The organism is Vibrio rumoiensis (assembly GCF_002218045.2).
In the GTDB taxonomy this organism is placed as follows: Bacteria; Pseudomonadota; Gammaproteobacteria; order Enterobacterales; family Vibrionaceae; genus Vibrio; species Vibrio rumoiensis.
Genome location: NZ_AP018685.1, coordinates 1,220,377 through 1,243,735 on the forward strand (window position 1 = coordinate 1,220,377; position 23,359 = coordinate 1,243,735).

Here is a 23,359-nt window from a genome sequence, read left to right on the forward strand (position 1 = left end):
ATGTAAATTTTTAGCCAGTGTCTATTTTGACGCTGGCTTTTTATTAACTCATAAATCGTTATTTCGTTCGCTTGGAATATCTGTTGAATATTCAACAAACTCAACCTCAAACCCCGCAGGGTCAACAAAGTAGACGTTTTTCCTAAATGGATTCTCTGCTCCAGGTTTTGCTATTTCGTATCCGTTGTTGACTAACCTTTCTACTATGCTCTCTAGGTTATCTACAGAATAAGCAAAATGCGCTAAGCCTACTTGATAACCATCTAAATTTCGGTTTTGACCTTCACCATGATTACTGATCGCAAGGTACTGATAATCATCGCCTAAATGTAGCCAATGCCTTGGCTTTCCATGCCATTCATCATCACCTTCACTACGTATTTTCCAGTGAGGAAATGCCGTTTGATAGAAATGGAGCATGGCTGGCACATCACTTACGACTAAGTTTACATGTTCTAAATACATACGCTTTCCTTGATATTATTGGGTTGAATCACTTCTTGGTAAAGCATAAAACCTTAAGTTAACTTGAGGTAAAGGCTTTTTTGTAACTTTAGTTTATATAAACGAAGGTGAGTAAGGAGCTCCCCAGTTCAGTATGGTACAATTTGTGCTTTCCATGTTAACCAAAGCATCGTTAACCAGTGCTTCGAGTATCTTCGTTATGACAAAAGAGCTTTTGTTTCATAAAACTTATTTGCATCCAAGTAGCCAAGAATGGGTGGTATTCGTTCATGGCGCTGGTGGCAGCTCATCTCTATGGTTTAAACAAATTAAAGACTACCGTCAACATTACAATTTACTTTTGATTGATTTAAGAGGACATGGGCGTTCAAATCAGTTACTTAAAAACATCATTTCAAAGCACTACTCGTTCCAAGATGTGACCACGGATATTCTTAATGTGTTAGATCATCTTAATATAGAAAAAGCGCACTTCATCGGTATGTCTTTAGGGACTATTTTAGTTCGTAATTTAGCAGAAATGGCGCCAAAAAAAGTACAAAGTATGGTGCTAGGTGGCGCGGTTACTCGGCTGGATGTGCGTTCTCAACTATTGGTAAAGGTTGGCTATTGGAGCAAAAACATCATTCCTTATATGTGGCTATATAAGTTGTTTGCTTACATCATTATGCCTCAGCGTGGACAAAAAGAGTCTCGCCACTTATTTATCCGCGAAGCGAAAAAGTTATGCCAAAAAGAGTTCAAAAGATGGTTCAAGCTGTCGGTTGATGTTAATCCGATGATGCGATATTTCAGAGACCGCGAATTACCGATCCCGACGTTGTACCTTATGGGTGAGATGGATTATATGTTTATTCGACCAGTAAAAGAGATGGTCAAACAGCATAAGTTTAGTCGCTTACTTGAAATTCCGGGTTGCGGCCATGTTTGTAATGTCGAAAAGCCCGTTGAGTTTAATCAACATTCTTTGGCTTTTATTCAACAATACAGCCAAGCTTAGACATTAAGTCAGACATTAAAATTGTGGTTATGCTTCTTTATCTTGTGATGGGTTAGCTTGACCACAGTTCCAACACACCGCAAATTGAGCTTCAATACTTTCATGGCATTGAAGGCAGAACCAATTGGGTCGCCATTCTTCTTTTTCATAATCACTCACGATCTCTCTCGCTTTACTTTCATCATTTTCATCAAGTAACCACACATAAGGATCAGTATCATTGGTTAAGGGGATTTCTCCCTTCAAGCTGAAAATCTCACTAGAATGAACCTTTGCCATAATATGTTGGCTTTTAAGCAGCTCACAAACGATATGAGCTTCAACAGGGTTGCTTGCGCTGAAGATTTTCATAACCCTTCCTCTTTATTTTGCTTATTTTCAAAAGTTTGAATGGTACGGTAACCCGCCCAAATTCTATTCATCGTGGTCACCAAGCATAGAATGGAAAAAATAGCGGCGAGTTGTGGAAACAGAGATGGCCAGAGGCAAAATGCGATAAAGAAAGCGATAGTTTCAGTGCCTTCAGTGATACCTGACATGTAGTATAAAGATTTGTTTTGATAAACAGGGTTAGCAATGTCATGTTTCCCTGCAATTGAAGCGAAAGCTAAGAAGCTACTGCCGGTACCAACGAAGGACACGATTAATAACGCTCCCCACAGTGCATTTTGTGCGGGATTGGCCAATATAAAGCCAAATGGGATCAGAGCATAAAAAATAAAATCTAAGCTGATATCAAGAAAGCCACCAGAATCTGAAGGTTGAGTTTGTCTAGCTATAGCGCCATCTAATCCATCTCCGATTCGATTTAGCACGATGAATATTAAGGCTAATAGATAATATTGCCCCCATAACGCTGGGATCGCTAATAAACCAATAACAAAGCTTATTATCGTAATTTGATCTGCTTTGACATGATGCAGGACACAATAACGAGCCAATGATTCCAGAGGCTTCTTTATGATAGGGATGACATGTCTATCGAGCATAGCTTTGGGCCTCTATTGTGAGTTGGCTCCAATGAAGAATTTTACCTCCTGCAGGCGCATCGTCTTCATCGTGAGTAACCATTAAAGTCGGAATATTGGCTTTAAATAATTGTTCAAATACCCACGTTTTAAAGTTAATACGTAGTTCAGGATCCAATTTGCTAAAAGGTTCATCTAATAGAACGGCTTTAGGTTGTGCGCTTAACATCCTAAGTAGGCTGATACGGGCACGTTGACCTCCTGAAATTTGATGCGGCATTGCATTGGCAAGGTTTGCTAGCCCCACACGATCTAATATCGCTAAAGCTTCCGGTTTTCTTTCTTTTTTTTTGATTTTATTCGGCAGAGCGAAGGCAATGTTTTCCCAAATATTTAAATGAGGAAAAAGTAAGTCATCTTGAAATAGTATTCCGATCGAACGTTCATGAGGATCTTTTGTTTGGATTTCTTCATCATCTAATATCACCTTACCATCATAAGAAAGCTCTTGATTAAAATGACCCGCAATGACATTGAGTAATGTTGATTTTCCACAGCCGCTAGGCCCCATTAATGTCGTTATTTCGCCATTTAAAATTTGAAGATCAAGGTAACGGATTAATGGTTGTTTGTCTGAGCTTAATGAGTCCGCATTTGAATAAGAGATGGAAAGTTGTTGAATCAATAGGCTCATAATGAACGCGACTCCTGCTTATAAGTAGGTTGATTACGTGGTTGTAAAATGCGATTACCGATAAAAGCTAAGCTAAAAAAAACAAAAGGAAGTATGGCTTGCCACAGCGCATATAACGCAACGACTCTTCTATCATGCCCACTCGAGAGGGCAACGGCTTCGGTTGTTAATGTCACGACTCTACCTGAGCCAAGCATTAATGTTGGTAAATATTGGGCCAAGCTCACACTCATTCCCATGGCCCAAGCAAATAATAGTCCACTGGATAATGTACGTAATTTTATCAAAAAGAATGTTTTTAGAGGAGAAACTCCAAGGCTGACCGCCGTTTGAGATAAACGATTAGGGTAACTTTTCCATGGTCCGTCTAAAGCAAGATAAGTATAAGGAAAAACAAAAAAAGTATGCGCCCACACAACCCAAAACCAATAATGTTCCTGATTAATCCAAAGGCTAGTGATTTGTAGACCAAAAAGCAAAGAGAGCTGAGGAACAAGCATCGGTAAAGCAATAATATACATTGGAATGTGAAAGCGAAAATGCCCCCTGTACTCGTGAGCGATAAGAGCAAGAATAAAAGCGACCCCACTGCTTAGTAGGGCTAGAGTAACACTTGTAATCATCGTTGCTTGAATATAAGGCCATTCACTTATCCAAAATCGAGTGCTCCAGAATGTAGGCAGTAAGCTCGGAAAAGACCAACGTTGAGCGAAAGTCCAAAGAATAATGATTGGAATAACCAATAAGCTAACAGTCACGATAAGGTGAAAGAAGTAGGGCTTCAGTGCTAAGCGGTTATGTCTGCCAGAGCTTAACCAAGCACGAAATTCGATTAGAGCTAAACGCTCAATTATCCAGACAAATCCAATTAACAACGAGCATAATACAAATAATAAAAAAGCCCCAGCCGCAGCTCTTGGGAGTTGAGATAGATCGGGCTCGTTAAACCATTGCCACACTAATACTGCAAATGTTGGAGGGTGTGTTGGGCCTAAAATTAGACTGACATCAACCACAGAGCATGAATAAGCCATGATGGCGAACAAAGGAAAGCGCATGTGTTGTAGCCATTGGGGGAAAATAACCTTCCACCATGATTGGGGGGCAGAATACCCTAAGCCTTGTGTGACTTGCAGGGTTTGATGGATTTTTAGGTTATGAAGTACAGCGACACTCATAAGTAATAAAAAAGGTGTTTCTTTTATTGCTAAAGCCAACGTTAAGCTAACTCCAATATTATCTTGTAGTGAATACAGCGAGCTGAACCAAGAATGGGTGAAACTCAAGGTGTCATTAAAGATAAATTGTAGAAAGCGGGCTAACCAACCAGTATCAGAAAACAAGAATAGGAAACCAACCGCGAAAGCAACATGAGGTAAAGCCAAGATTGGTGATAAGAGCTTTTCTATTCGATACCATGAACGACGTCCCCAATACGCTTGTACAATGGCAAATGTCATGATCACAGCAATAAAAGTACTGACGATAGCGGTCATTATGGTTTGTAATATGGCGCGGTTAACCCCAGGCCAGCTTAAGGCTGAAATAAACCCCGCAGAGGTGAAAACATTCAGATCAAGAGGGGGGATAAAGCCAAACGCAGGCACGACCATACCTAAAATCCCAGGAATTAGAGGAAAAAAGCAGATCAAAATCACCAGTAAATAACCGATGCGTAGCATACGTCTTGGCTTGCTTTGCATGAGTACCCTTAATGCGTTGTTGAGTTATCGACTATAACGCTCAATCCATGCCTGTTCTAATGCCATTTGCCAACTTGGATGAGGCTCTTCAATCGAAGGGAATAATCTGGTTTTTTGTGCACTTCCGCTGAGGTATTTGGCCTGTAGTACTGATGGATCACCCCAAACATTAATATCACCTTTACGTGATTGTGCTTCAGGGTTGAGTAGGAAATTGATCACAACCAGTGCGCCTTCTTTGGCATTGGCATTCCATGGAATAGCGAGAAAGTGGATATTAGAGAGTGCACCATTTTTCCATGCGTAAGTTTTGGTTGTCGAAGCTAATTTGCCACTAACTTGAGCTGAGAAAACTTCATTAGGGTTAAAGGTGATTGCAATATCAATTTGGTCATCATCGAGAAGCTGCAACATTTCCGGTTGAGTCGTTGGGAATTGACGTCCTTGCTGCCATAAATAAGGCTGAATGGTGTCTAAATACTGCCACAAAGGCTCAGTAACCTTTGTAAAAGTTTTCTTATCGACAGGTTTTGATAAGGCCGCCTTGTCGTCGGATAATTCAATTAATAAGGCTTTTAAAAAGCTGGTGCCATGAAACTGGGGTGGTTTCGGATACGTAATGCGATTAGGGTGTGCTTTAGCGTAAGCCAATAACTGTGTTGCCGATTGAGGGGGGACCGATAACTTTTTCTGATCATGAATATAAACTAACTGGCCAACCCCCCAAGGTGCTTCTAAACCTTCCGTTGGTTCGGAAAAATCATTAGTCACCGGTAGGCTTGAATCCACTTTATCCCAATTAGGCAAGCTTGAAACAAAAGGGCCATAGAGTAATTGACTATTTTTCATTGATTTAAAGTTTTCACCATTTATCCAAACCATATCGACACTGCCATGCGAATTTCTACCAGCGGTTTTTTCGGCTAATAGGCGAGTGGTTGTTTCTGATATATCAGAGACTTTGACATGATGAAGTTCAACACCGTACTTTTGTTTTACTTGGCGAGTTACCCAGCGCAAATAATCATTGATTTCTTGGCTGCCTCCCCAAGCATTAAAATAGACACTTTGTCCTTTTGCTTGTTGTTCAACTTGTTCCCAATTGAGATTAGGTTGTGAGGCCTCATCTTTTGCATGAGAGATGAATGAAAAAGTGATTAATGCACAACTCAGTAACAGACGTTTCATGTATATCCTTATACGAGATTGATAGGCTATTCTTATGCTTGACTACCCATTTTATGAGATAGTTTTGAAGTCATTGGGTAGTTTCCGCTTTCCTTTGTGTGAATGATATAGATAGGTGTACGAGTCAAAAAATTTCACTAAAACTGTAAATGGTTTACGTATTGAAAGTAGCAAGTCAGTGAATAAATATCTAATCAGAGAAACGATGGATGTGATTCACCGTTTATTTCGCATAAAAAAACCAACGACATGCGTTGGTTTTTATAGGTTAGTGAGGCCTGTGTTATTTCAGCGTTTTGACTGAAGAGCGCTCAAGAATTTCTGGGAACATTTCAAAGGTTTGTTTTGCATGGTTTTTATCTTTGATACGTTCTAATAAAATTTCTACCGCATTTTTACCTAAACGACGCTTAGGTTGGTGTACTGTGGTTAGCGGTGGAGAGAAGTACGGTGAAATATCAATGTTATCGTAACCAATCACCGAGATATCTTCTGGTACTTTCATGCCTTGCTCTTGTAGGCGGCTCATTAAGCCTAGAGCCATGATATCGTTAAAGCAGAACACAGCCGTTGGTTTCTTATCCATAGCAAGAATTTTATCGGCGGCAATCACAGCAGTATCACACTCAAAGTTACCTTCTAATAACCATTCTTCAGGAAGCGTTAAGCCTTCTTCTGCCAAGGCACGTTTACAGCCAGCAATACGCTCTTTACAGGCGACTTTTTCAAAGTGACCACTTAAACAGGCAATATCTGTGTGTCCTTTATCAATCAAGAAACGAGTCGCTAGGTAACCACCTTCTTCTGAGTTATCGATGATCTTATCAGCTTGAGATGTTTCTGGGCCCCAATCCATCACCACTTTTGGAATATCAGGATGACCATCTAGCATTTCTTGTAGATCGGCGTCTAAATCCGAACACATAACCAAAAGACCATCCACACGTTTGCCCGCTAACATACGGATATAATCACGTTGTTTATCGGCACGACCACCAGTATTACAAAGAATAAGCGTATAGCCTTTACGGTAACAATAGCTCTCAACACCATCGACGACTTCAGCAAAAAATGGGTTAGTAGATTGTGTTACCAACATACCAATGGTGCTAGTGGTGTTGCATTTTAAGCTACGAGCAACAGCGCTTGGGGCATAGTTAAGTTCCTTCACTGCGGCCATGACTTTTTCTTGGGTTGCTTCTGCAACAAAACGAGTCTTATTGATGACATGTGACACCGTGGTGGTTGAAACACCAGCAATACGTGCGACATCTTTAATTGTAGCCATAGTGAATTTCCTTTATGCCGACGCCTTCGTCGGATTTATTCTAATTAGGTAGATAGCCAAAAACGATATACCCAAGTGACTTCAAGATGCAGAATTCAGAGCTATCATCCAAATCTTTAGGCAAGAAAGATTAGTGAAGGAATGTAGGCACCTTTCAAACCAATCTGACGCGGCATAAAGATTTGGATGAAGCTCCCGAAGGGTAAGTTAAAACAAGCTTTATGCTGCGTTAAATTGAACAGAGATAGAATGACTATGATCATATTCAATTTGTCTTGCCTAAAGCTTGTTTTATTCTTGCTGAAACTCGCATCTCGAAGTTACTTGGGTATAAGAAGTCGCCTTTAATCAGCGACTTAATTTTATTCTTTAGTTTATAAGTATCGATTTTAGTCTTAAATGCCATGTCTGACAATCAGATATGGCATTTTTATGACGAAACAAACCTAGCACGTTAGCTATTACGTTATCGATTGCTTGCGTATTATCGCATCACTCTAACGTCGTAGCGGTGCCGGTGTTTTGTTGGTTAGTCAGAGTATTGCGCAATGATGACCACCAGCGACCTAATTGTTCATGCCAATAACGTTCACTTTGCTCTAAGTATTTTGCTTGAGGTGTGAATTTGTCCCATGCTTGCTCAATGTTATCTGACGCTAGGTAATTGGTTGGAGCTGGGATCGGTTCTAAGCCTGCACTCTTAAACTCAGCCATCGCACGTTCCATATGGCTAGCCGAAGTGACGAGAACGAGGCGTTTTTCACCGACAAAACCAGTCGCTTGATGAGCTTCATCCCAAGTGTCCTGAGCATTTTCTAATAAGATAATATCGGACTTGGACACCCCTAATGAAACCGCAACATTTGCCATCATACGAGCGTTACTCACCGAGGTTCCGCCAGCATAACCGGATAAGATTAATTTCGCTCCTGGGTAAAGGCGTAATATACGAATGCCCTCCGCAAGACGCATTAAACCATTACGAGAAAGTTCGGAAGTAGGGGGAATATCGTTATCAACAATATGGCCATTTCCCAATACCATGACATAGTCAATGGTACCGTCGACAGGGATAAACGCTTTATATGCGCGTTCGGTAGGCTTCAGTAATGAGGTTGAAATTGGTTGGAAGGAAAAGAGAAAGATTCCCATTAAAGAAATAAATGTGAATATGCAGCCTAAGCCACGTTTACGGGTGAACATAACAAGAAATAAGCCTAGAAAGCCAATAATCAACAAGGCAGGTAAAGGCATGATCAATGCACCAATTAATTTTTTCAGTTCAAACATTTTTAAATAGTCCAAAAATTCATCATTCAGCAGATAAAACAGAGTAATTGCTTTATTCCTGTAATTGCTGTGACAGAATACACGCAAAATTCAGTTATCTTAAATGAAAAACAATGGTCAATGATCGAAATTTCGATGATATCGCGCATAAATTCGCCAAAAATATCTATGGATCCGATAAAGGTGACATTCGCCAAGTAATCCTTTGGCAAGATATTGAACAAGCTTTAACTCGCTTACGTCAAGATGAACGCTGTTTATCTGTGCTTGATGCGGGGGGCGGATTAGCTCAGATGTCGCAAAAAATTGCTAAGCTTGGACATCAAGTGACGCTTTGTGATATTTCCAGCGAAATGCTAGCACTGGCTCAACAAGAAATTGAAAAAAATCACTTATCATCACAATTTCGTTTGATTCATTCTGCGATCCAAAATCTTGACCAACATCTAGACGAACAATCAGATTTAGTTTTATTTCATGCGGTTATGGAATGGTTGGAAGACCCACAGGTTGTCTTAACTCACTTATTAGATAAGGTGAAACCGGGTGGGATCATGTCAGTGATGTTTTATAATCACCACGGTTTGGTTTTGAAAAACGTAACTTGTGGTAATATCCCCCACATTTTGCAAGGAATGCCACATCGTAAGCGTTTCAAATTGCAACCGCAGCGTGGATTACTACCTGAGGATGTCTATCAATGGATAGAGTCGGCGGGTTTTGATATTTGTGGTAAATCTGGTATTCGATGCTTTAACGACTATATCGGAAATCAACAATACATGGGCGAATATGGGCCAGAGGATGTGTTGGCATTAGAACAACAATTATGCCGCACAGAACCTTACCTCTCTCTTGGTCGTTATATCCACGTATGGGCACAAAAGCCTCATACTACTGAGTAGACCAAGCGTCATTAGAAAATACAGGAATGATAATGAGTGAAATAACTCAATCTTCAGTTGAACAACCTTTTGAGCAGCCAATCGATGAACTGGTCAGTTGGGTAAAACAACATGATTTCTCATTGAACCTTTCTTCTGAGCGATTAGCGTTTTTGATTGCGATTGCCGTGTTGAGCAATGAAAAGTTTGATGAAGAGCTCGGCGAAGGTGAATTGCATGATGCATTCAAAATCGTCACCAACATGTTTGATGAAACGGGTGAAGCCTCGGCATTTCGAGCCAACAACGCGATCAATGAACTCGTCTCTCAAAGACTGATGAGCCGCTTTGTTAGTGAACTCAATGAAGGTGCGAGCATTTACCGTATGTCGCCTTTAGGTGTTGCAATCACCGACTACTATGTTCGTCATCGTGAATTCTCTAAGCTTAAGTTATCTATTCAGTTGTCTATGGTGGCGGATGAAATGTCGAAAGCTGTTGAGGCAGCAAATGAAGCGTCCGATATCGCCCAATGGCAAAAACATGTTTACGGCGTACTGAAATATTCAGTCAGCGAAATTTTCGACCGTATCGATTTAAATCAGCGTGTGATGGATGATCAGCAGGTGGAAATTAAAAACCAAATTGCTGAATTATTAAACCAAGATTGGCGTGAAGCGATCAGCAGTTGTGAAAAATTACTGACAGAAACGTCGACCATACTGAATGAACTGCAAGATACACTGCAAGCGGCAGGCGATGAACTGCAAACCCAGCTACTTGATATTCAACAAATCATCTATGGCCAAGAAGGCTTAGATTTTATCGATGCCATCTTGTTCTCGCTACAAACCAAACTCGACCGCATTGTCAGTTGGGGTCAGCAAGCGATCGATTTATGGATCGGTTATGACCGCCATGTTCATAAGTTTATCCGTACCGCTATCGATATGGATCAAAACCGCGCCTTTAGCCAACGTTTACGCCAATCGGTGACCGATTACTTTGATATGCCATGGTATTTGACTTACGCCGATGCAGAGCGTTTACGTGACATGCGTGATGAAGCCATGATGCTACGTGATGATGAAGTCACCGGGGCGATTCCTGATGAAGTAGAATATGAAGAATTTGCCGCCGTTGATGATGAACTCAGCGAGCGTGTAGCTATGATGCTACAACAACATAAAGAAACCGGGAAACCTATTGATTTAGGCGCGGTATTACGAGATTACCTTGCGCAGCATACTCATGCGCAACATTTTGATTTAGCCAGAATGGTGATCGATCAAGCGGTACGAATGGGGTATTCCGAATCGGATTACCAAGCGATTCAACCGGATTGGCAAGCGATTAACGATTTTGGAGCAAAGGTACAAGCGAATGTCATCGATCAATACTAATTACGAGGCGCACAGCGCCGATCTGTCTCACAATACAGACTATTCACAAGAGAGCGACAACTCTCAAGATGCTTACATGCCAGAACAATTGGTAAAAGCGCTCTCTAACCCGTTATTCCCAGCATTGGATAGTCAATTGCGTGCCGGTCGTCATATCTCAAGTGATGATATGGATAACTACGCATTTTTAAGCGACTTTGATGGTGACTTAGCCGCTTTCTATCAGCGCTATAATGCGGAATTAGTTCGCGCGCCAGAAGGCTTTTTCTACCTACGTCCTCGCTCAACTTCATTCATTGGCCGCAGCGTTTTATCTGAGCTTGATATGTTGGTAGGGAAAATTCTATGTTTCTTATATCTAAGCCCTGAGCGTTTGGCGCATGAAGGTATCTTCACCAATCAAGAATTGTATGAAGAATTGCTAAGCCTAGCGGATGAGAAAAAACTGATGCGTTTGGTGACGAATCGCGCTACGGGTTCCGATTTAGATAAAGAAAAACTGTTTGAGAAAGTGCGTACTTCATTACGTCGTCTGCGTCGTATTGGCATGGTATTGCCAGTCGGGGACGATGAGAAGTTTCGGATCAGTGAAGCGGTATTCCGTTTTGGCGCCGATGTCCGCGTTGGTGATGATGTTCGTGAAGCGCAACTACGCTTGATCCGCGATGGTGAAGCCGTGCTTGATCCAGAAGCCGTTGACCCAAATAAAGCAAATGATACTCAAGATAAGCAAGATGCTTCGGATGAACAATCGGAAGAATCCGAAGAACAAGAACAGAAAGCAGGTGACCTATGATCACGCAAAATAACATGATCGAAAGAGGTAAATATCAATCGCTAACCATGATTAACTGGAACGGCTTCTTTGCTCGTACTTTTGATATCGATGGGTTAGTTACCACGCTTTCTGGCGGTAACGGTGCGGGTAAGTCGACTACTATGGCGGCTTTCATTACGGCGCTTATTCCAGACCAAAGCTTACTGCATTTCCGTAACACCACAGAAGCGGGCAGCTCACAAGCCTCTCGCGATAAAGGTCTATTCGGTAAACTGCAACCGGGTACGTGTTACTCTGTGCTTGATGTTGTGAATTCACGTCATCAACGTCTTCTATTCACGGTAAAACTGCAACAAGTGGCAGGTCGTGATAAGAAAGTCGACATCAAACCGATTTTAATTCAAGGCCTACCAAGTCATGTGAAGCCAACCGATGTGTTGATTGAAAGCCTGGCGAATGGCCAAGCGCGTGTTCGCACTTACAATGAGCTAAAAGAGAAAGTAGCTGAATATGAAGGCGTGCAAGTTAAAGCGTTTTCATCGGTTGCCGATTACCATAGCGTAATGTTTGAAATGGGCGTATTGCCGAAGAAACTGCGCAATACGAGCGACCGTTCTAAATTCTATCGTTTGATTGAAGCCTCGTTATACGGTGGTATTTCAAGTGCGATCACTCGTTCATTGCGTGATTACTTATTACCGCAAAACGGTGGCGTAAAGAAAGCGTTCCAAGATATGGAATCGGCGCTGCGTGAAAATCGCATGACGCTAGAAGCCATTAAAACCACTCAAGCGGATCGTGATTTATTCAAACACTTAATTACGGAATCGACCAATTACGTCGCCGCTGACTACATGCGTCATGCCAATGACCGCCGCATGAAGTTAGAACAAGCATTAGCGCTGCGCAGTGAATTGAATCAATCGAGCACCACACTAACGTCTCAAATGCAATTGATGACGCAGGTACAATCGGAACTTGAGCAATTAGTCGAGCAAGAATCCGGTCTCGAGCAAGACCACCAAGCGGCGGCCGATCACTTGCAATTAGTGCAAACGGCGATTCGCCAACAAGAGAAAATTGAACGTTACCAAGAAGATTTGGAAGAGCTAAGTGAACGCTTAGAAGAACAAATTATGGTGGTGGAAGAAGCCGCAGAGCAAGTGGCTATCGCGGAAGAGCAGGCAGAAGTATCTGAGCAAGAAGTCGATAGCTTAAAATCGCAATTAGCCGATTACCAACAAGCGCTCGATGTGCAACAAACTCGCGCGCTGCAATACCAACAAGCGGTTCAAGCGTTAGAAAAAGCACAGCAACTTACTGGCAATGACGGTTTAACCGCTGAAAATGTACAAGCACAATTGTCTGAGCTGAAACAACAAGAGTCAGACAATACCTCTGCGCTATTGTCATTAAAGCACAAGCTAGACATGTCTTCGGCAGCCGCTGAGCAATTTGAGCAAGCGCTGGCGTTAGTGAAAAGCATTGTGGGTGATGTGGCACGTACAGAAGCGCTTTCACATGCCAAACAAGCGGTACAAAAATCGCAACAAGCTCAGCAATGGCTACAAAACGAATCACAATGGCGTGCGCAGCAACGTGACCTTGAGCGCAGCTTAAATGAGCAGCGTCAAGCCTCTGAGCTTGTTGAGCAATATCAATCGCAACATCAAGTGCGTCTTGATGATGAAATGGTATTAGAGCAAGAACGTGAGCGTCACCTTGAGCAACTCGATGTTCTTGCCGGTGAACAAGAAGAACTGCGTGATTTACGTGGTGATTTACGCCGTTCTCAACAAGATGCGGAAGCGCAAATTCAAACACTGCAAAAACAAGCCCCAGCTTGGATTGCCGCTAGTGAAGCGCTTGATAAACTGCAATCGCAAACCGACGCTGAGCTAACCGATAGCCACGCGGTGATGGCGCAAATGCAACAAGTGCTTGAGCAAGATAAGCAACAATCAATGGCGAAAGAGCGTCTGTCGGCGCGTCGTGAGCAACTTGATAGTGATATCGAACGCTTAGCATCGCCATCAGGCTCAAATGACCCACGATTAAAAGGCTTAGCCGATAGTCTAGGCGGCGTACTGTTATCTGAAATTTACGACGACATCACCATTGAAGATGCGCCATATTTCAGTGCGATGTACGGTCCATCTCGTCATGCCATCGTCGTTTCCGATCTTGAAGGCATTAAAGAAAAGCTGGTGGATTTGGACGATTGCCCAGAAGATCTTTATATCATTGAAGGCGATGTGGATGCTTTTGATGACAGCACCTTCAATGCCGATGAATTAGACGGCGCGGTATGCGTTCAGTTAAACGATCGCCAATTGCGTTATTCTCGTCTTCCTTCTATCCCGTTATTTGGCCGTGCGGCTCGTGAGCAACGTTTAGAGTTATTGCGTGCCGAGCGTGACGAAGTGGCTGAAGAGTATGCCAAAGCGGCGTTTGATTCTCAGAAACTTCAACGTTTGTACCAAAGCTATAACGAGTTCGTGTCTAAACACATTCATATTGCGTTTAACGACGATCCAGAGCAACAACTTGCAGACGTGCGTGATGGTTTAAACCAAGTGGTTCGTCAATTGGCGGCATTGGATGAAAAAGACCAACAACAACGCAGCCAAATGCAAACGGCCAAACAAGCGTTAACCCAGTTAGACAAGCTAGCTAATGTGATGCATCTGATTGAAGATGAAAGCTTAGCGGAACGTTTGGACGAAATTAACGATAAAATTGAGCAACTGTCTCAATATAAATCTTTCGCCCAACAACATGGCAAAGCGGCAGAAAAACTGTCGAACATGGTGTCGGCACTTGAAGCTGATCCTGAGCAATTTGATGCATTGCAAGCGGAATACGAGCAAGCAGACCAAAATCTACAAGCATTGAAAACTCAAATGTTTGCCTTGGCTGATTTACATGAACGTCGTCATTATTTTGCCTATTCAGATTCGGTTTCTCTGCTTGATCAAAGTAGTGAACTAAGCGAGCAGCTAAAACGCAAACTTGAGCAAGCCGAGCAAGCAAAAGTACGTAGCCGTGAAGGTTTGAAGCAAGCACAAGGACAGATGAACCAATACAACCAACTGTTGGCTTCATTGAAATCTTCGCATCAAGCCAAATTGGAAACGGTACAAGAATTTAAACAAGAACTGCAAGAGTACGGAGTAACACCGGATATCGGCGCAGTAGAGCGCGCTGAAACGCGTAAAAATGAATTGCATGAACGCCTGCATTTATCTCGTCAACGTAAGAGTGAATTTGAACGCACACTGACCGCGACGGATATGGAAATGAAAGCGCTCACCAAACGCGTGAAGAAAATCGAAAAAGATTACAAAGACTTACGTAAATTTGTGGTTAACGCGAAAGCAGGTTGGTGTTCGGTACTGCGCTTAGCACGTTTAAATGATGTTGAGCGTCGTCTGCATCGCCGTGAGTTAGCGTACCTTTCTGATAACGAACTGCGTTCAATGTCGGATAAGTCATTAGGTGCCTTGCGTTTAGCGGTGGCCAATAATGAAACACTACGTGATGCGCTACGTGGCTCAGAAGACAATGCTCGCCCTGAAGGCAAAGTATTGTTCTACATTGCGGTTTACCAGCATCTACGTGAGCGTATTCGCCAAGATATTATTCATACTAGCGATCCGGTTGAAGCCATCGAAGAGATGGAAGTGGAGCTGGCTCGCTTAACCGAAGAGCTCACACAACGTGAAAATCGTCTGGCGATCAGCTCTGGCTCGGTGGCGAATATCATTAAGAAGACGATTCAACGTGAGCAAAACCGAATTCGTATGCTTAACCAAGGTTTATCAAACATTGCCTTTGGTCAGGTACGTGGCGTGCGCTTAAATGTGGGCATCCGTGAAAGCCATGAAATGCTATTGGCCGGTTTGGCTGAGCAGCAAGGTCAACATCAAGACCTATTTGATAACCCACGTTTAACCTTCTCAGAAGCGATGGCGAAGCTGTTCCAACGTGTGAACCCACATATCGATATGGGCCAACGTTCACCACAAATCTTAGGCGAAGAGTTACTGGATTACCGTAACTACTTAGAGCTAAGCATTGAAGTGAACCGTGGTTCAGAAGGTTGGCTACAAGCAGAATCTGGCGCGTTATCAACTGGTGAAGCGATTGGTACTGGTCAGTCAATTCTATTGATGGTTATCCAAAGCTGGGAAGAAGAATCACGCCGCTTGCGCAGTAAAGATATTGTGCCGTGTCGCTTACTCTTCTTAGATGAAGCCGCACGTTTGGATACCAAATCAATCAATACCTTATTTGAGCTATGCGACCGCCTAGACATGCAATTATTGATTGCGGCACCGGAAAATATCAGCCCAGAAAAAGGCACCACCTACAAACTGGTACGTAAAGTGTTTAAAGATCACGAACACGTACACGTAGTAGGCTTACGTGGTTTTGGTAATGGTCCGAAAGACAAAACCGATCAAGAGCAAGTGCTTGAAACGGTAGAGTAGGGTTTAGACTTACATTGAAATGAAAACGCCTCACTTCCTTTTGGAGTGGGGCGTTTTTTTTAACTCTTATGCCGACCTTATTCAGGCAACGGGTTCTCAACATGCTGTGGGAGATTTCGTATCTTCTTCGCTTAGGCTCATGTACGGAATGATGGCCTAAAGAAGTTAACTATTTTCGTCATTCAGAAAAGCGAGGGACGAGCGCAGTTCAGAATCTCTTACCACATGTTATTCACTAAAATATCACACAAAATGGTTTATAAAATCAGTCATTACCTATGAGTTAACAGACATAACTCGATGGATTATTTCCGTATTTCGTACTAACTAATTATGAGACAAGCTGGATTTTAACAATAAACTTAGAGGTTTAGCTTGTTGGATGAAAAAATGAATGGAAGGATGGATAGAAAGAGTATTCGGATTTTTCCGTCTATTAAGTTGTTGGTTGCATTAATCGGTAATATCGGAGAATTGGAGTGTATATCAAGGAAGCATCTGAATTGTCAGGTGCAACTCAAAGGGCTATTAGGTTATATGAGTCGTTAGGCTTGCTGATCGTTTCACGTTCAGGAAAGTATAGGGTGTACTCTGAGACTAATATCGACTTGATCAAGATTATCAAGGAAGCGCAAACCCTTGGAATTAAGCTTTCTGAAATCGTGAGCTTGAAAGATGGAAATGAAGACTTCGATTGGGCAGTTGTAGGCGATTTCTTAATTGAAAAGCAACAAGACGTAGAGTCTCAAATCCGTCAGCTCGAAATACAGCGAGAAAAAATTCAACAATATCGGCAATCGATTGATATGTGTTTGAAAAGGGTTGACTCTGACCTATAGGTTAGACCTTAAACTAAACTTTTCTTCAATATGGATGATTATCTTATGAAAAGAGTATTAGTTATAAATGCAAACCCAAAGAACCAAAGTTTTTGTAAATCACTAGCGGACAACTACGCTCTTGAAGCTGCTTTGACACATGAAGTCAAACAACTTCATCTTAGTGACATGAAGTTCGATATAAGTTTAGACCAAGGCTATGAGAGCGTAGCTACGTTAGAGCCGGATCTATTACACTTTCAAGAGTTAGTGTCGTGGTCTGAGCATATCGTAATAATAACACCGGTTTGGTGGGGCACCGTACCAGCTAAATTTAAAGGACTAATTGATAGAGTCTTTCTGCCAAACTTTGCTTTTAAATACGTTGAAGGCAAAGTATTTCCTGAGAAGTTACTTCTGGGCCGGAATTCAGAGCTCTATATTACGCTGGATACACCACCATTTTGGTACAAGTATTTCAAAGGAAATGTAATTTACAAACAGCTAAAAACTTCAATCCTGGATTTTTCTGGTATCAAGAATCGCTCTACTACTTATTTGGGGCCAGTAATTGGATCAAGTTTTGAGACGAGGCAGAAATGGCTTAGCAAAGTTGTCAAACAAGCGGGAAAAATCCCATAATCTGTATGATTATGAAAAAGGCTTCGAACAAGAAATTCAAGCCTAACTACCAACGCGTGGCTGAATGGGTACCAAGTGGTTTTGTGTTTACGGTGCATTACTTTCAATGACATTGTGCGTTGGTAGCAGCTTAACAGGGCATTAGTTTTTTAGATAAATCAATAAGTACGCAGTTGGTTGGTGAAATGGAAAATAGAAACGGTTATATAAGCGTCAATGGCTCGGAAATTTATTACGAAGTTTCGGGTAATCCCAATGGTGAGCCACTATTAATGTTACATGGTGGCCTTGGTTCATTGAATGAGCTAAGCAGCCTTTATCAATATGTAGCGACAGACTATCAATTGATCAGTATTGATTTTCGTGGGCATGGAAAATCCTTTTTAGGTAATCGCCCACTGAATTACATGCAATATCAAGAAGATATTCAGAGTGTTCTGAGTTATCTGGACATTGATAAATATTCAATTTTTGGTTTTAGTGATGGCGGCATAGTGGGTTATCGGTTAGCCGCACAAGACCCAGATAGGGTGTCCTGTTTGGTTACATTAGGCTCGCAATGGCGACTGAAGGAAAACGACCCATCAATAGAATTGCTGAGCGGCTTAACGGCTGATTTTTGGACTTCAAAATTTACCGATGATGTTGCTTTTTACGAGACCTCAAACCCAGAGCCGGATTTTCCTAGACTAGTGGATGCGGTAAAAGCAGTTTGGCTTGATTCCACAGAGTCCGGTTATCCGTATGATCTTGTCGAAAAAATCTGTTGTCCAACATTGGTGATGAGGGGGGATAACGATTTTCTATTTTCGTTAGATGAAGCTGTAGCCTTAAGGTCAAAAATTGCCAACTGTAGCTTTGCTAATATTCCCCAGACCGCTCATTCATCCCATCAGGAATCGCCAGAGTTAGTGGGTAAAATGCTTAAACACTTTATGTTGCAGTATAAAAACTGATAAATGAGTCTGGCGTCAATCATTGAGTTTTTGTGATGTTTTCATGCACATGACGCCATCTTGATAACAAGCAATTAAGAGTAATTCCCCGTGTCCGCTTTTTTCATTCCGTCGTTGAATTTTAAGTTTACGGTGGCAAGGTTAGGTTTGGTGGCAGCGTTGCTCAGGCCTTAATTGAGCGTATGTGTAATCGAAAGCCAGGAGGATTCCATGGTGAATAAATATCGAGGTTCGTGTCTTTGTGGTCGAGTGAAGTATGAGCTTTCAGGTGACTTCCAGTCGTTCTTTTTATGTCATTGTACTCGTTGTCAAAAGGGCACAGGTTCAGCTCATGCTGCAAATCTGTTTGCTAAAGCTAGCACTTTGATTTGGCTAAACGGTGAAAATGATGTTCGAACGTATGAGCATCCAAACTCGCTTCATGCAAAAAGTTTTTGTTCAAAATGTGGGTCTGCACTTCCAACGTTTGCTGAAAGTATTAACAGCGTAGTGGTTCCGGCTGGCAGCCTTGATAGTCCAGTTCCTATTACGCCCACGGCTAAAATTTTTACTGGTAGTAGCGCCAAATGGTGTTTGAATTTAGACGATGTGCCTAGCTATGAAAAGCTTCCAGAATAAGCTAAGAGTCAAACACATAATAAATGGTCATAGTGCCAATAATGAATGTCTGGTGATATTTTTATCCCACATGAGGCCATCTCTTCGCATCGAACTTAGCCAAATAAAAAGGCAGAACCCTGTGAAATAAAAGGAGTTCTGCCACATTAAGAAATGGTCTTTGAATAAATGGCTAAGCGTTACGCCTTAACCGACAAGACATTCAACACTTTCAATGCGTGTTCTGCCAATTCAATCCCTTCATCCGTTAAGTAGCCACCATCTGGTAGGGTACATAGATTTTTATCGAACAGGCTTTTTGCTGCTTGTTGTAGTTCTGGTGCCGCGTCGTTGTGTACTTTTATGCCAGTTTGTAGGCTAGTTGGATCGAATTGAAGTAATAGGTTGAGTTCAGCAATATGGTCTACAGTAAATTTCATCGTGATTCCTTACCTTTAAAATAATCTTAGAAACACAATAGGTTGCATTTGCCAAATTTGGCAAGCAATAAACGACCGTTTTGGTGCCTTGTTCACTTTTAGTCGAACTAACTGCTGATAATTACAGCAAAAAAAGGATTCGATTTTTCATGGGAGTTCGAGAGCCAAATATTTGCTCACTTAATTGTCACTTGAGCAATGACAAATTTTGAAAATCAGGTAAAGTAGCGGGCAAAATATTTCCGCTAAACATCACCGGAATATCCTGAGTATAAATAGTCGTAATAGGAAAACACATGATCCAAGTAGTCGGTCACAAAAACCCAGATAGTGATAGCATTTGTAGTGCATTGGTTGCCACTGAGCTTTTAAAAGCCCGTGGTCTTGAAGCGAAACCCGTTCGTCAAGGCGAATTAAACCGTGAAACTCAATACATTCTTGAGCAAGCGGGTGTTGAGCAACCTGAAATGTGTACTGGCGTTGCTGGCCAAAAAATCTGGTTAGTGGATTACACCGATGTTTCTCAAGCACCAGATGATATTGCTGATGCTGAGATCGTTGGTATTGTCGACCACCACCGCCTAGGCGATGTGATGACAGTGAACCCACTAGAAGCTTGGATCTGGCCTGTTGGCTGTACTTGTACGATTTTGTTTAACCTATTCAAAATGGAAGAAACAAAAATCGAGAAGCCTTATGCAATTCTTATGATGTCAGCAATCTTATCTGACACAGTAGGCTTTGCATCTCCAACCTGTACGCCAAAAGATGAAGCGGCAGTAAAAGAGTTAGCGGAAATCGCAGGGATTGAAAACCTAGACGAATTCATCAAAAACTTGCTGATTGCAAAAACAGACATCGAAGGTTTAAGCGCAGCTCAATTGGTTGAGAAAGACTTAAAAGCGTACCCATTCAATGGTCGTGACGTGGTAGTAGGCCAAGTAGAGCTTGCGACAATGGAACAAGTTGACGGCATGATTGATGACTTGAACGCAGACCTTGAGCGTCGTTGTCAAGAAGATGGTCTAGCCTTTGCCGCGCTTATGCTAACGGACATCACGACTAGCACTACTGAGCTACTATTCAAAGGTGAATGGTCTGCTAAGCTTGAGAAACACGTTAAAGATGGCTCTCTAACCATGGAAAACACCTTAAGCCGTAAGAAGCAGGGTTGGCCTTGGCTACAAACTGAACTCGCTAAATAACGTATTTATTAAGCTGTTCGACGAAAATTAATTAAGAGGCGGGTTTAAACTCGCCTTTTTTATATGAGGAGAAGTCTATGTCTCAAGTATTAGATGCTGCAACAATCGAAACGATTAATGCTTACGATAGCGAAAAACGTTTTCAATATTGCGTGAAAGAAGTGGTGGCCAATCGTCAAATCTGGATTTTGATTGATGAAGATGGTTGCGTGATGCTGAATACGGAAGAAGAAGATTGTGTTCCGGTATGGCCAAATGAAGAATTTGCACAAGCGTGGGCCAATGGTGACTGGGAACATTGTAAGCCTGAAGCGATTTCACTGAATAAGTGGCATAGCCGTTGGACACATGGTTTAGCGGATGATGATTTATCGGTGGTGGTTTTTCCAAATGCAGACCAAGAGGGCGTGATTGTATTCCCTGATGAGTTTGATTTTGAATTAAAGAAACAAGCTCAGAAGCGCTAAAACAAGGCGTTATTTACGAATCAAAGGCAGCCGATAAGCTGCCTTTTTTGCATCCAGTCACACATTCAGCATGGCAAAATTAATAACGTACAAATCATTGATCTAGCTCTATATTAATAACGCATCGGCGATCGATGATAGGGTGATATTTACCAATAGAGTAAAGACTATGCGTTTATACCTTCGCTTTTTATTGCCAATAATGATCCCTTTAATCGTGTTATTTTTGCCGCTTGCTGCTTTTCCCTTTGAAGGCATGACGATTATTCAACAACGTGTTGCGGCGATATTTTTATTTGCGGCATTAAGTTGGATATTAGAACCCATTCCTATCTACGCGACCTCAGTGGCGATTATTTGTTTTGAGTTATTACTGATTTCCGATAAAGCAATTGTGTGGTTTACCGGCCAGCAAGCGACGGACCACTATGGTGTGATTCTCAATCATACCGATATCATGGCGACCTTTGCTAATCCGATCATTATGCTGTTTTTGGGGGGATTCTTTCTGGCGATTGCAGCGACCAAATACCGTTTAGACATCAATTTAGCGAGGGTGCTACTAAAACCATTTGGTGACCAACCACGTTTTATGATCCTAGGCTTAATGTTGATCACCGCGTTGTTTTCAATGTTTATGTCTAATACCGCGACAACCGCCATGATGTTATCGATTCTAACGCCAGTAATGGTGTTGTTGAAACCGGAGGATCCGAGTCGAACGGCCTTTGCGTTGTGTATTCCACTTGCGGCAAATATCGGCGGAATAGGGACACCCATCGGCACGCCACCCAATGCGATTGCTTTGAAATACTTGCAATCAAGCGCCTCCATTTCTTTTGGGGAATGGATGGCGTTTGCGGTGCCGTTTGTCATTGTATTGATGGCCATCGCTTGGGTATTAATCTTGCTGTTATTTCCTGCGAAGCAAAGAAGTATTTCACTCGACATCAAAGGTAAATTTCTTAAAACGCCACAAGCTATTATTGTCTATGTCACCTTTATTTTGACCATAGTGTTATGGCTGATGGGCAGTAGCCACGGAATGAATTCATACACGGTTGCGATGATCCCAGTAACGGTCTTTTTGGTGACGGGTATTATTACCAAAGAAGATTTGAAAAAGATTTCTTGGGATGTGCTGTGGCTGGTGTCAGGGGGGATTGCGCTCGGTCTTGCCTTAGATAAAAGTGGCCTAGCCGCATTGGTGGTGTATAGCATCCCATTTGGAGAATTTTCACCTTATGTCGTGTTAATTGGCGCGGCACTGCTTAGCTTGTTGATGGCCAATTTTATGTCTAATACGGCAACAGCCAACTTGTTAATGCCAATTATGGCAGCGCTCGGGGCAACGATGGTGAGTTTAGATGTATTAGGGGGACAACCGATGTTGATTCTGGTTGTGACCTTTGCAGCGTCTCTAGGGATGGCATTGCCAATAAGCACTCCGCCTAATGCTCTTGCCCATGCCACTGGGCATATTAAAACTCAAGATATGGCCAAAGTTGGTGTGATTATTGGTGTGACGGGCGTGGTGCTGAGTTTTGCTCTCGTGGCAATTTTAAATATGGTTTATTAGTGAGGCTCACATGGAAAAATTTCATATTGTTTGTGTCGATGATCAGCCGGAAATATTATTTCAGTTGGCGCATGATCTCTCTGAGCTTGCCAGTTGGGTAAAGATTAAAATTTGTCCGGATGCGCAAAGTGCACAAGAGTATTTGGAAAGATTGGATCAAGAGGGCGGCTATATTTGCGTGATTTTATCGGATCAAAATATGCCGATCCAAAGTGGCGTCGATTGGTTACAAAATCTCGTGACTGATAGGCGTTTTCGTCACACCAAGAAAGTCATGTTGTCTCAAAACCCAAGCCAACAAGCCCTTATTGATGCAATTAATCTCGCGCAAGTGGATCGTTTCTTTATTAAACCTTGGGATAGCGATGAGTTGCTGCATGAAGTGCGAGTGCTGCTCACGGAATATATCTTTGATAAAGGAATTGATTATGAGCCCTTACAACAGCATCTTGATGCGGATACGGTGCTGAAGTTTTTACGTAGCGTGACTTCTTAGCGCGG

Annotated in this window: 22 protein-coding genes; 13 read left to right on the plus strand and 9 right to left on the minus strand. The window is 42.1% G+C overall.

Translation table 11 applies throughout. The features are described from left to right. Window positions 1–48: 48 nt before the first annotated feature. A complete protein-coding gene (locus VRUMOI_RS05650; RefSeq protein WP_089138664.1) occupies window positions 49–465 on the minus strand; it encodes a VOC family protein in 417 nt (138 codons plus the stop codon). Window positions 466–664: 199 nt separating this feature from the next. Here VRUMOI_RS05650 and VRUMOI_RS05655 point away from each other — a divergent pair, with 199 nt between their 5' ends. Continuing rightward, on the plus strand, window positions 665–1,465 hold the full coding sequence (locus VRUMOI_RS05655) for an alpha/beta fold hydrolase (RefSeq protein ID WP_089138762.1): 801 nt from the start codon (window positions 665–667) through the stop codon (window positions 1,463–1,465). 27 nt (window positions 1,466–1,492) lie between these two features. On the opposite strand, the gene VRUMOI_RS05660 is transcribed toward VRUMOI_RS05655, so the two are convergent. The 7 genes from VRUMOI_RS05660 to elyC form a co-directional block, all read right to left on the minus strand. Then, window positions 1,493–1,816 (minus strand): putative signal transducing protein, encoded by a 324-nt coding sequence (locus tag VRUMOI_RS05660; RefSeq protein WP_089138665.1) that lies wholly within the window; start codon window positions 1,814–1,816, stop codon window positions 1,493–1,495. Next, window positions 1,813–2,454 (minus strand): CDP-alcohol phosphatidyltransferase family protein, encoded by a 642-nt coding sequence (locus VRUMOI_RS05665; protein ID WP_089138666.1) that lies wholly within the window; start codon window positions 2,452–2,454, stop codon window positions 1,813–1,815. Before VRUMOI_RS05665 ends, VRUMOI_RS05660 begins: the two co-directional genes overlap by 4 nt. Further along, on the minus strand, window positions 2,444–3,127 hold the full coding sequence (locus VRUMOI_RS05670) for an ATP-binding cassette domain-containing protein (protein ID WP_089138667.1): 684 nt from the start codon (window positions 3,125–3,127) through the stop codon (window positions 2,444–2,446). Before VRUMOI_RS05670 ends, VRUMOI_RS05665 begins: the two co-directional genes overlap by 11 nt. Next, window positions 3,124–4,830 carry an ABC transporter permease gene (locus tag VRUMOI_RS05675; RefSeq protein ID WP_231897492.1) on the minus strand — a complete coding sequence of 569 codons (1,707 nt, stop codon included), beginning with the start codon at window positions 4,828–4,830 and terminating at the stop codon, window positions 3,124–3,126. The genes VRUMOI_RS05670 and VRUMOI_RS05675 overlap by 4 nt, the downstream gene beginning before the upstream one ends. 24 nt (window positions 4,831–4,854) lie before the next feature. Continuing rightward, entirely contained in the window at window positions 4,855–6,018 is a 1,164-nt protein-coding gene (locus VRUMOI_RS05680; RefSeq protein ID WP_089138668.1) for an ABC transporter substrate-binding protein, read from the minus strand. 283 nt (window positions 6,019–6,301) lie between these two features. Further along, window positions 6,302–7,306 carry a substrate-binding domain-containing protein gene (locus tag VRUMOI_RS05685; protein WP_089138669.1) on the minus strand — a complete coding sequence of 335 codons (1,005 nt, stop codon included), beginning with the start codon at window positions 7,304–7,306 and terminating at the stop codon, window positions 6,302–6,304. A 492-nt stretch (window positions 7,307–7,798) separates the two neighbouring features. Further along, window positions 7,799–8,596, minus strand: coding sequence for an envelope biogenesis factor ElyC (elyC, locus tag VRUMOI_RS05690; RefSeq protein ID WP_089138670.1), 798 nt, complete (start codon window positions 8,594–8,596; stop codon window positions 7,799–7,801). A gap of 113 nt (window positions 8,597–8,709) precedes the next feature. Between elyC and cmoM the strand changes: the two genes are divergently transcribed. From cmoM to VRUMOI_RS05730, 8 genes are all read left to right on the plus strand, one after another. Beyond that, complete coding sequence (gene cmoM / locus VRUMOI_RS05695; protein ID WP_089138671.1) at window positions 8,710–9,501, plus strand: tRNA uridine 5-oxyacetic acid(34) methyltransferase CmoM; 792 nt, start codon at window positions 8,710–8,712, stop codon at window positions 9,499–9,501. A gap of 32 nt (window positions 9,502–9,533) precedes the next feature. Further along, entirely contained in the window at window positions 9,534–10,883 is a 1,350-nt protein-coding gene (gene mukF, locus VRUMOI_RS05700) for a chromosome partition protein MukF (protein ID WP_089138672.1), read from the plus strand. 76 nt (window positions 10,884–10,959) lie between these two features. Then, entirely contained in the window at window positions 10,960–11,679 is a 720-nt protein-coding gene (gene mukE, locus VRUMOI_RS05705) for a chromosome partition protein MukE (RefSeq protein WP_231897511.1), read from the plus strand. 14 nt (window positions 11,680–11,693) lie between these two features. After that, window positions 11,694–16,154: a chromosome partition protein MukB gene (gene mukB, locus VRUMOI_RS05710; RefSeq protein ID WP_089138764.1), complete on the plus strand. Its 4,461-nt coding sequence runs from the start codon at window positions 11,694–11,696 to the stop codon at window positions 16,152–16,154. Window positions 16,155–16,633: 479 nt separating this feature from the next. Continuing rightward, window positions 16,634–16,993 (plus strand): MerR family transcriptional regulator, encoded by a 360-nt coding sequence (locus tag VRUMOI_RS05715; protein ID WP_089138674.1) that lies wholly within the window; start codon window positions 16,634–16,636, stop codon window positions 16,991–16,993. 45 nt (window positions 16,994–17,038) lie between these two features. Continuing rightward, on the plus strand, window positions 17,039–17,614 hold the full coding sequence (locus VRUMOI_RS05720) for an NAD(P)H-dependent oxidoreductase (RefSeq protein ID WP_089138675.1): 576 nt from the start codon (window positions 17,039–17,041) through the stop codon (window positions 17,612–17,614). 185 nt (window positions 17,615–17,799) lie between these two features. Continuing rightward, window positions 17,800–18,570: an alpha/beta fold hydrolase gene (locus tag VRUMOI_RS05725; protein WP_089138676.1), complete on the plus strand. Its 771-nt coding sequence runs from the start codon at window positions 17,800–17,802 to the stop codon at window positions 18,568–18,570. A gap of 210 nt (window positions 18,571–18,780) precedes the next feature. Beyond that, a complete protein-coding gene (locus VRUMOI_RS05730) occupies window positions 18,781–19,188 on the plus strand; it encodes a GFA family protein (RefSeq protein ID WP_089138677.1) in 408 nt (135 codons plus the stop codon). 179 nt (window positions 19,189–19,367) lie between these two features. Here VRUMOI_RS05730 and VRUMOI_RS05735 read toward each other — a convergent pair whose 3' ends face one another. Further along, entirely contained in the window at window positions 19,368–19,607 is a 240-nt protein-coding gene (locus VRUMOI_RS05735; protein WP_089138678.1) for a TIGR02647 family protein, read from the minus strand. Window positions 19,608–19,903: 296 nt separating this feature from the next. Between VRUMOI_RS05735 and VRUMOI_RS05740 the strand changes: the two genes are divergently transcribed. The 4 genes from VRUMOI_RS05740 to VRUMOI_RS05755 all read left to right on the plus strand — a co-directional run bounded on the left by VRUMOI_RS05740 (window position 19,904) and on the right by VRUMOI_RS05755 (window position 23,354). Beyond that, window positions 19,904–20,812 carry a manganese-dependent inorganic pyrophosphatase gene (locus tag VRUMOI_RS05740; RefSeq protein WP_089138679.1) on the plus strand — a complete coding sequence of 303 codons (909 nt, stop codon included), beginning with the start codon at window positions 19,904–19,906 and terminating at the stop codon, window positions 20,810–20,812. A gap of 77 nt (window positions 20,813–20,889) precedes the next feature. Further along, the gene (locus VRUMOI_RS05745) at window positions 20,890–21,279 is read left to right on the plus strand and encodes a DUF2750 domain-containing protein (protein ID WP_089138680.1); all 390 of its coding nucleotides are present in this window, start codon (window positions 20,890–20,892) and stop codon (window positions 21,277–21,279) included. A gap of 169 nt (window positions 21,280–21,448) precedes the next feature. Next, a complete protein-coding gene (locus VRUMOI_RS05750; protein ID WP_089138681.1) occupies window positions 21,449–22,858 on the plus strand; it encodes an SLC13 family permease in 1,410 nt (469 codons plus the stop codon). A gap of 10 nt (window positions 22,859–22,868) precedes the next feature. Next, window positions 22,869–23,354, plus strand: coding sequence for a response regulator (locus tag VRUMOI_RS05755; RefSeq protein WP_089138682.1), 486 nt, complete (start codon window positions 22,869–22,871; stop codon window positions 23,352–23,354). The last annotated feature ends 5 nt before the right edge of the window (window positions 23,355–23,359 follow it).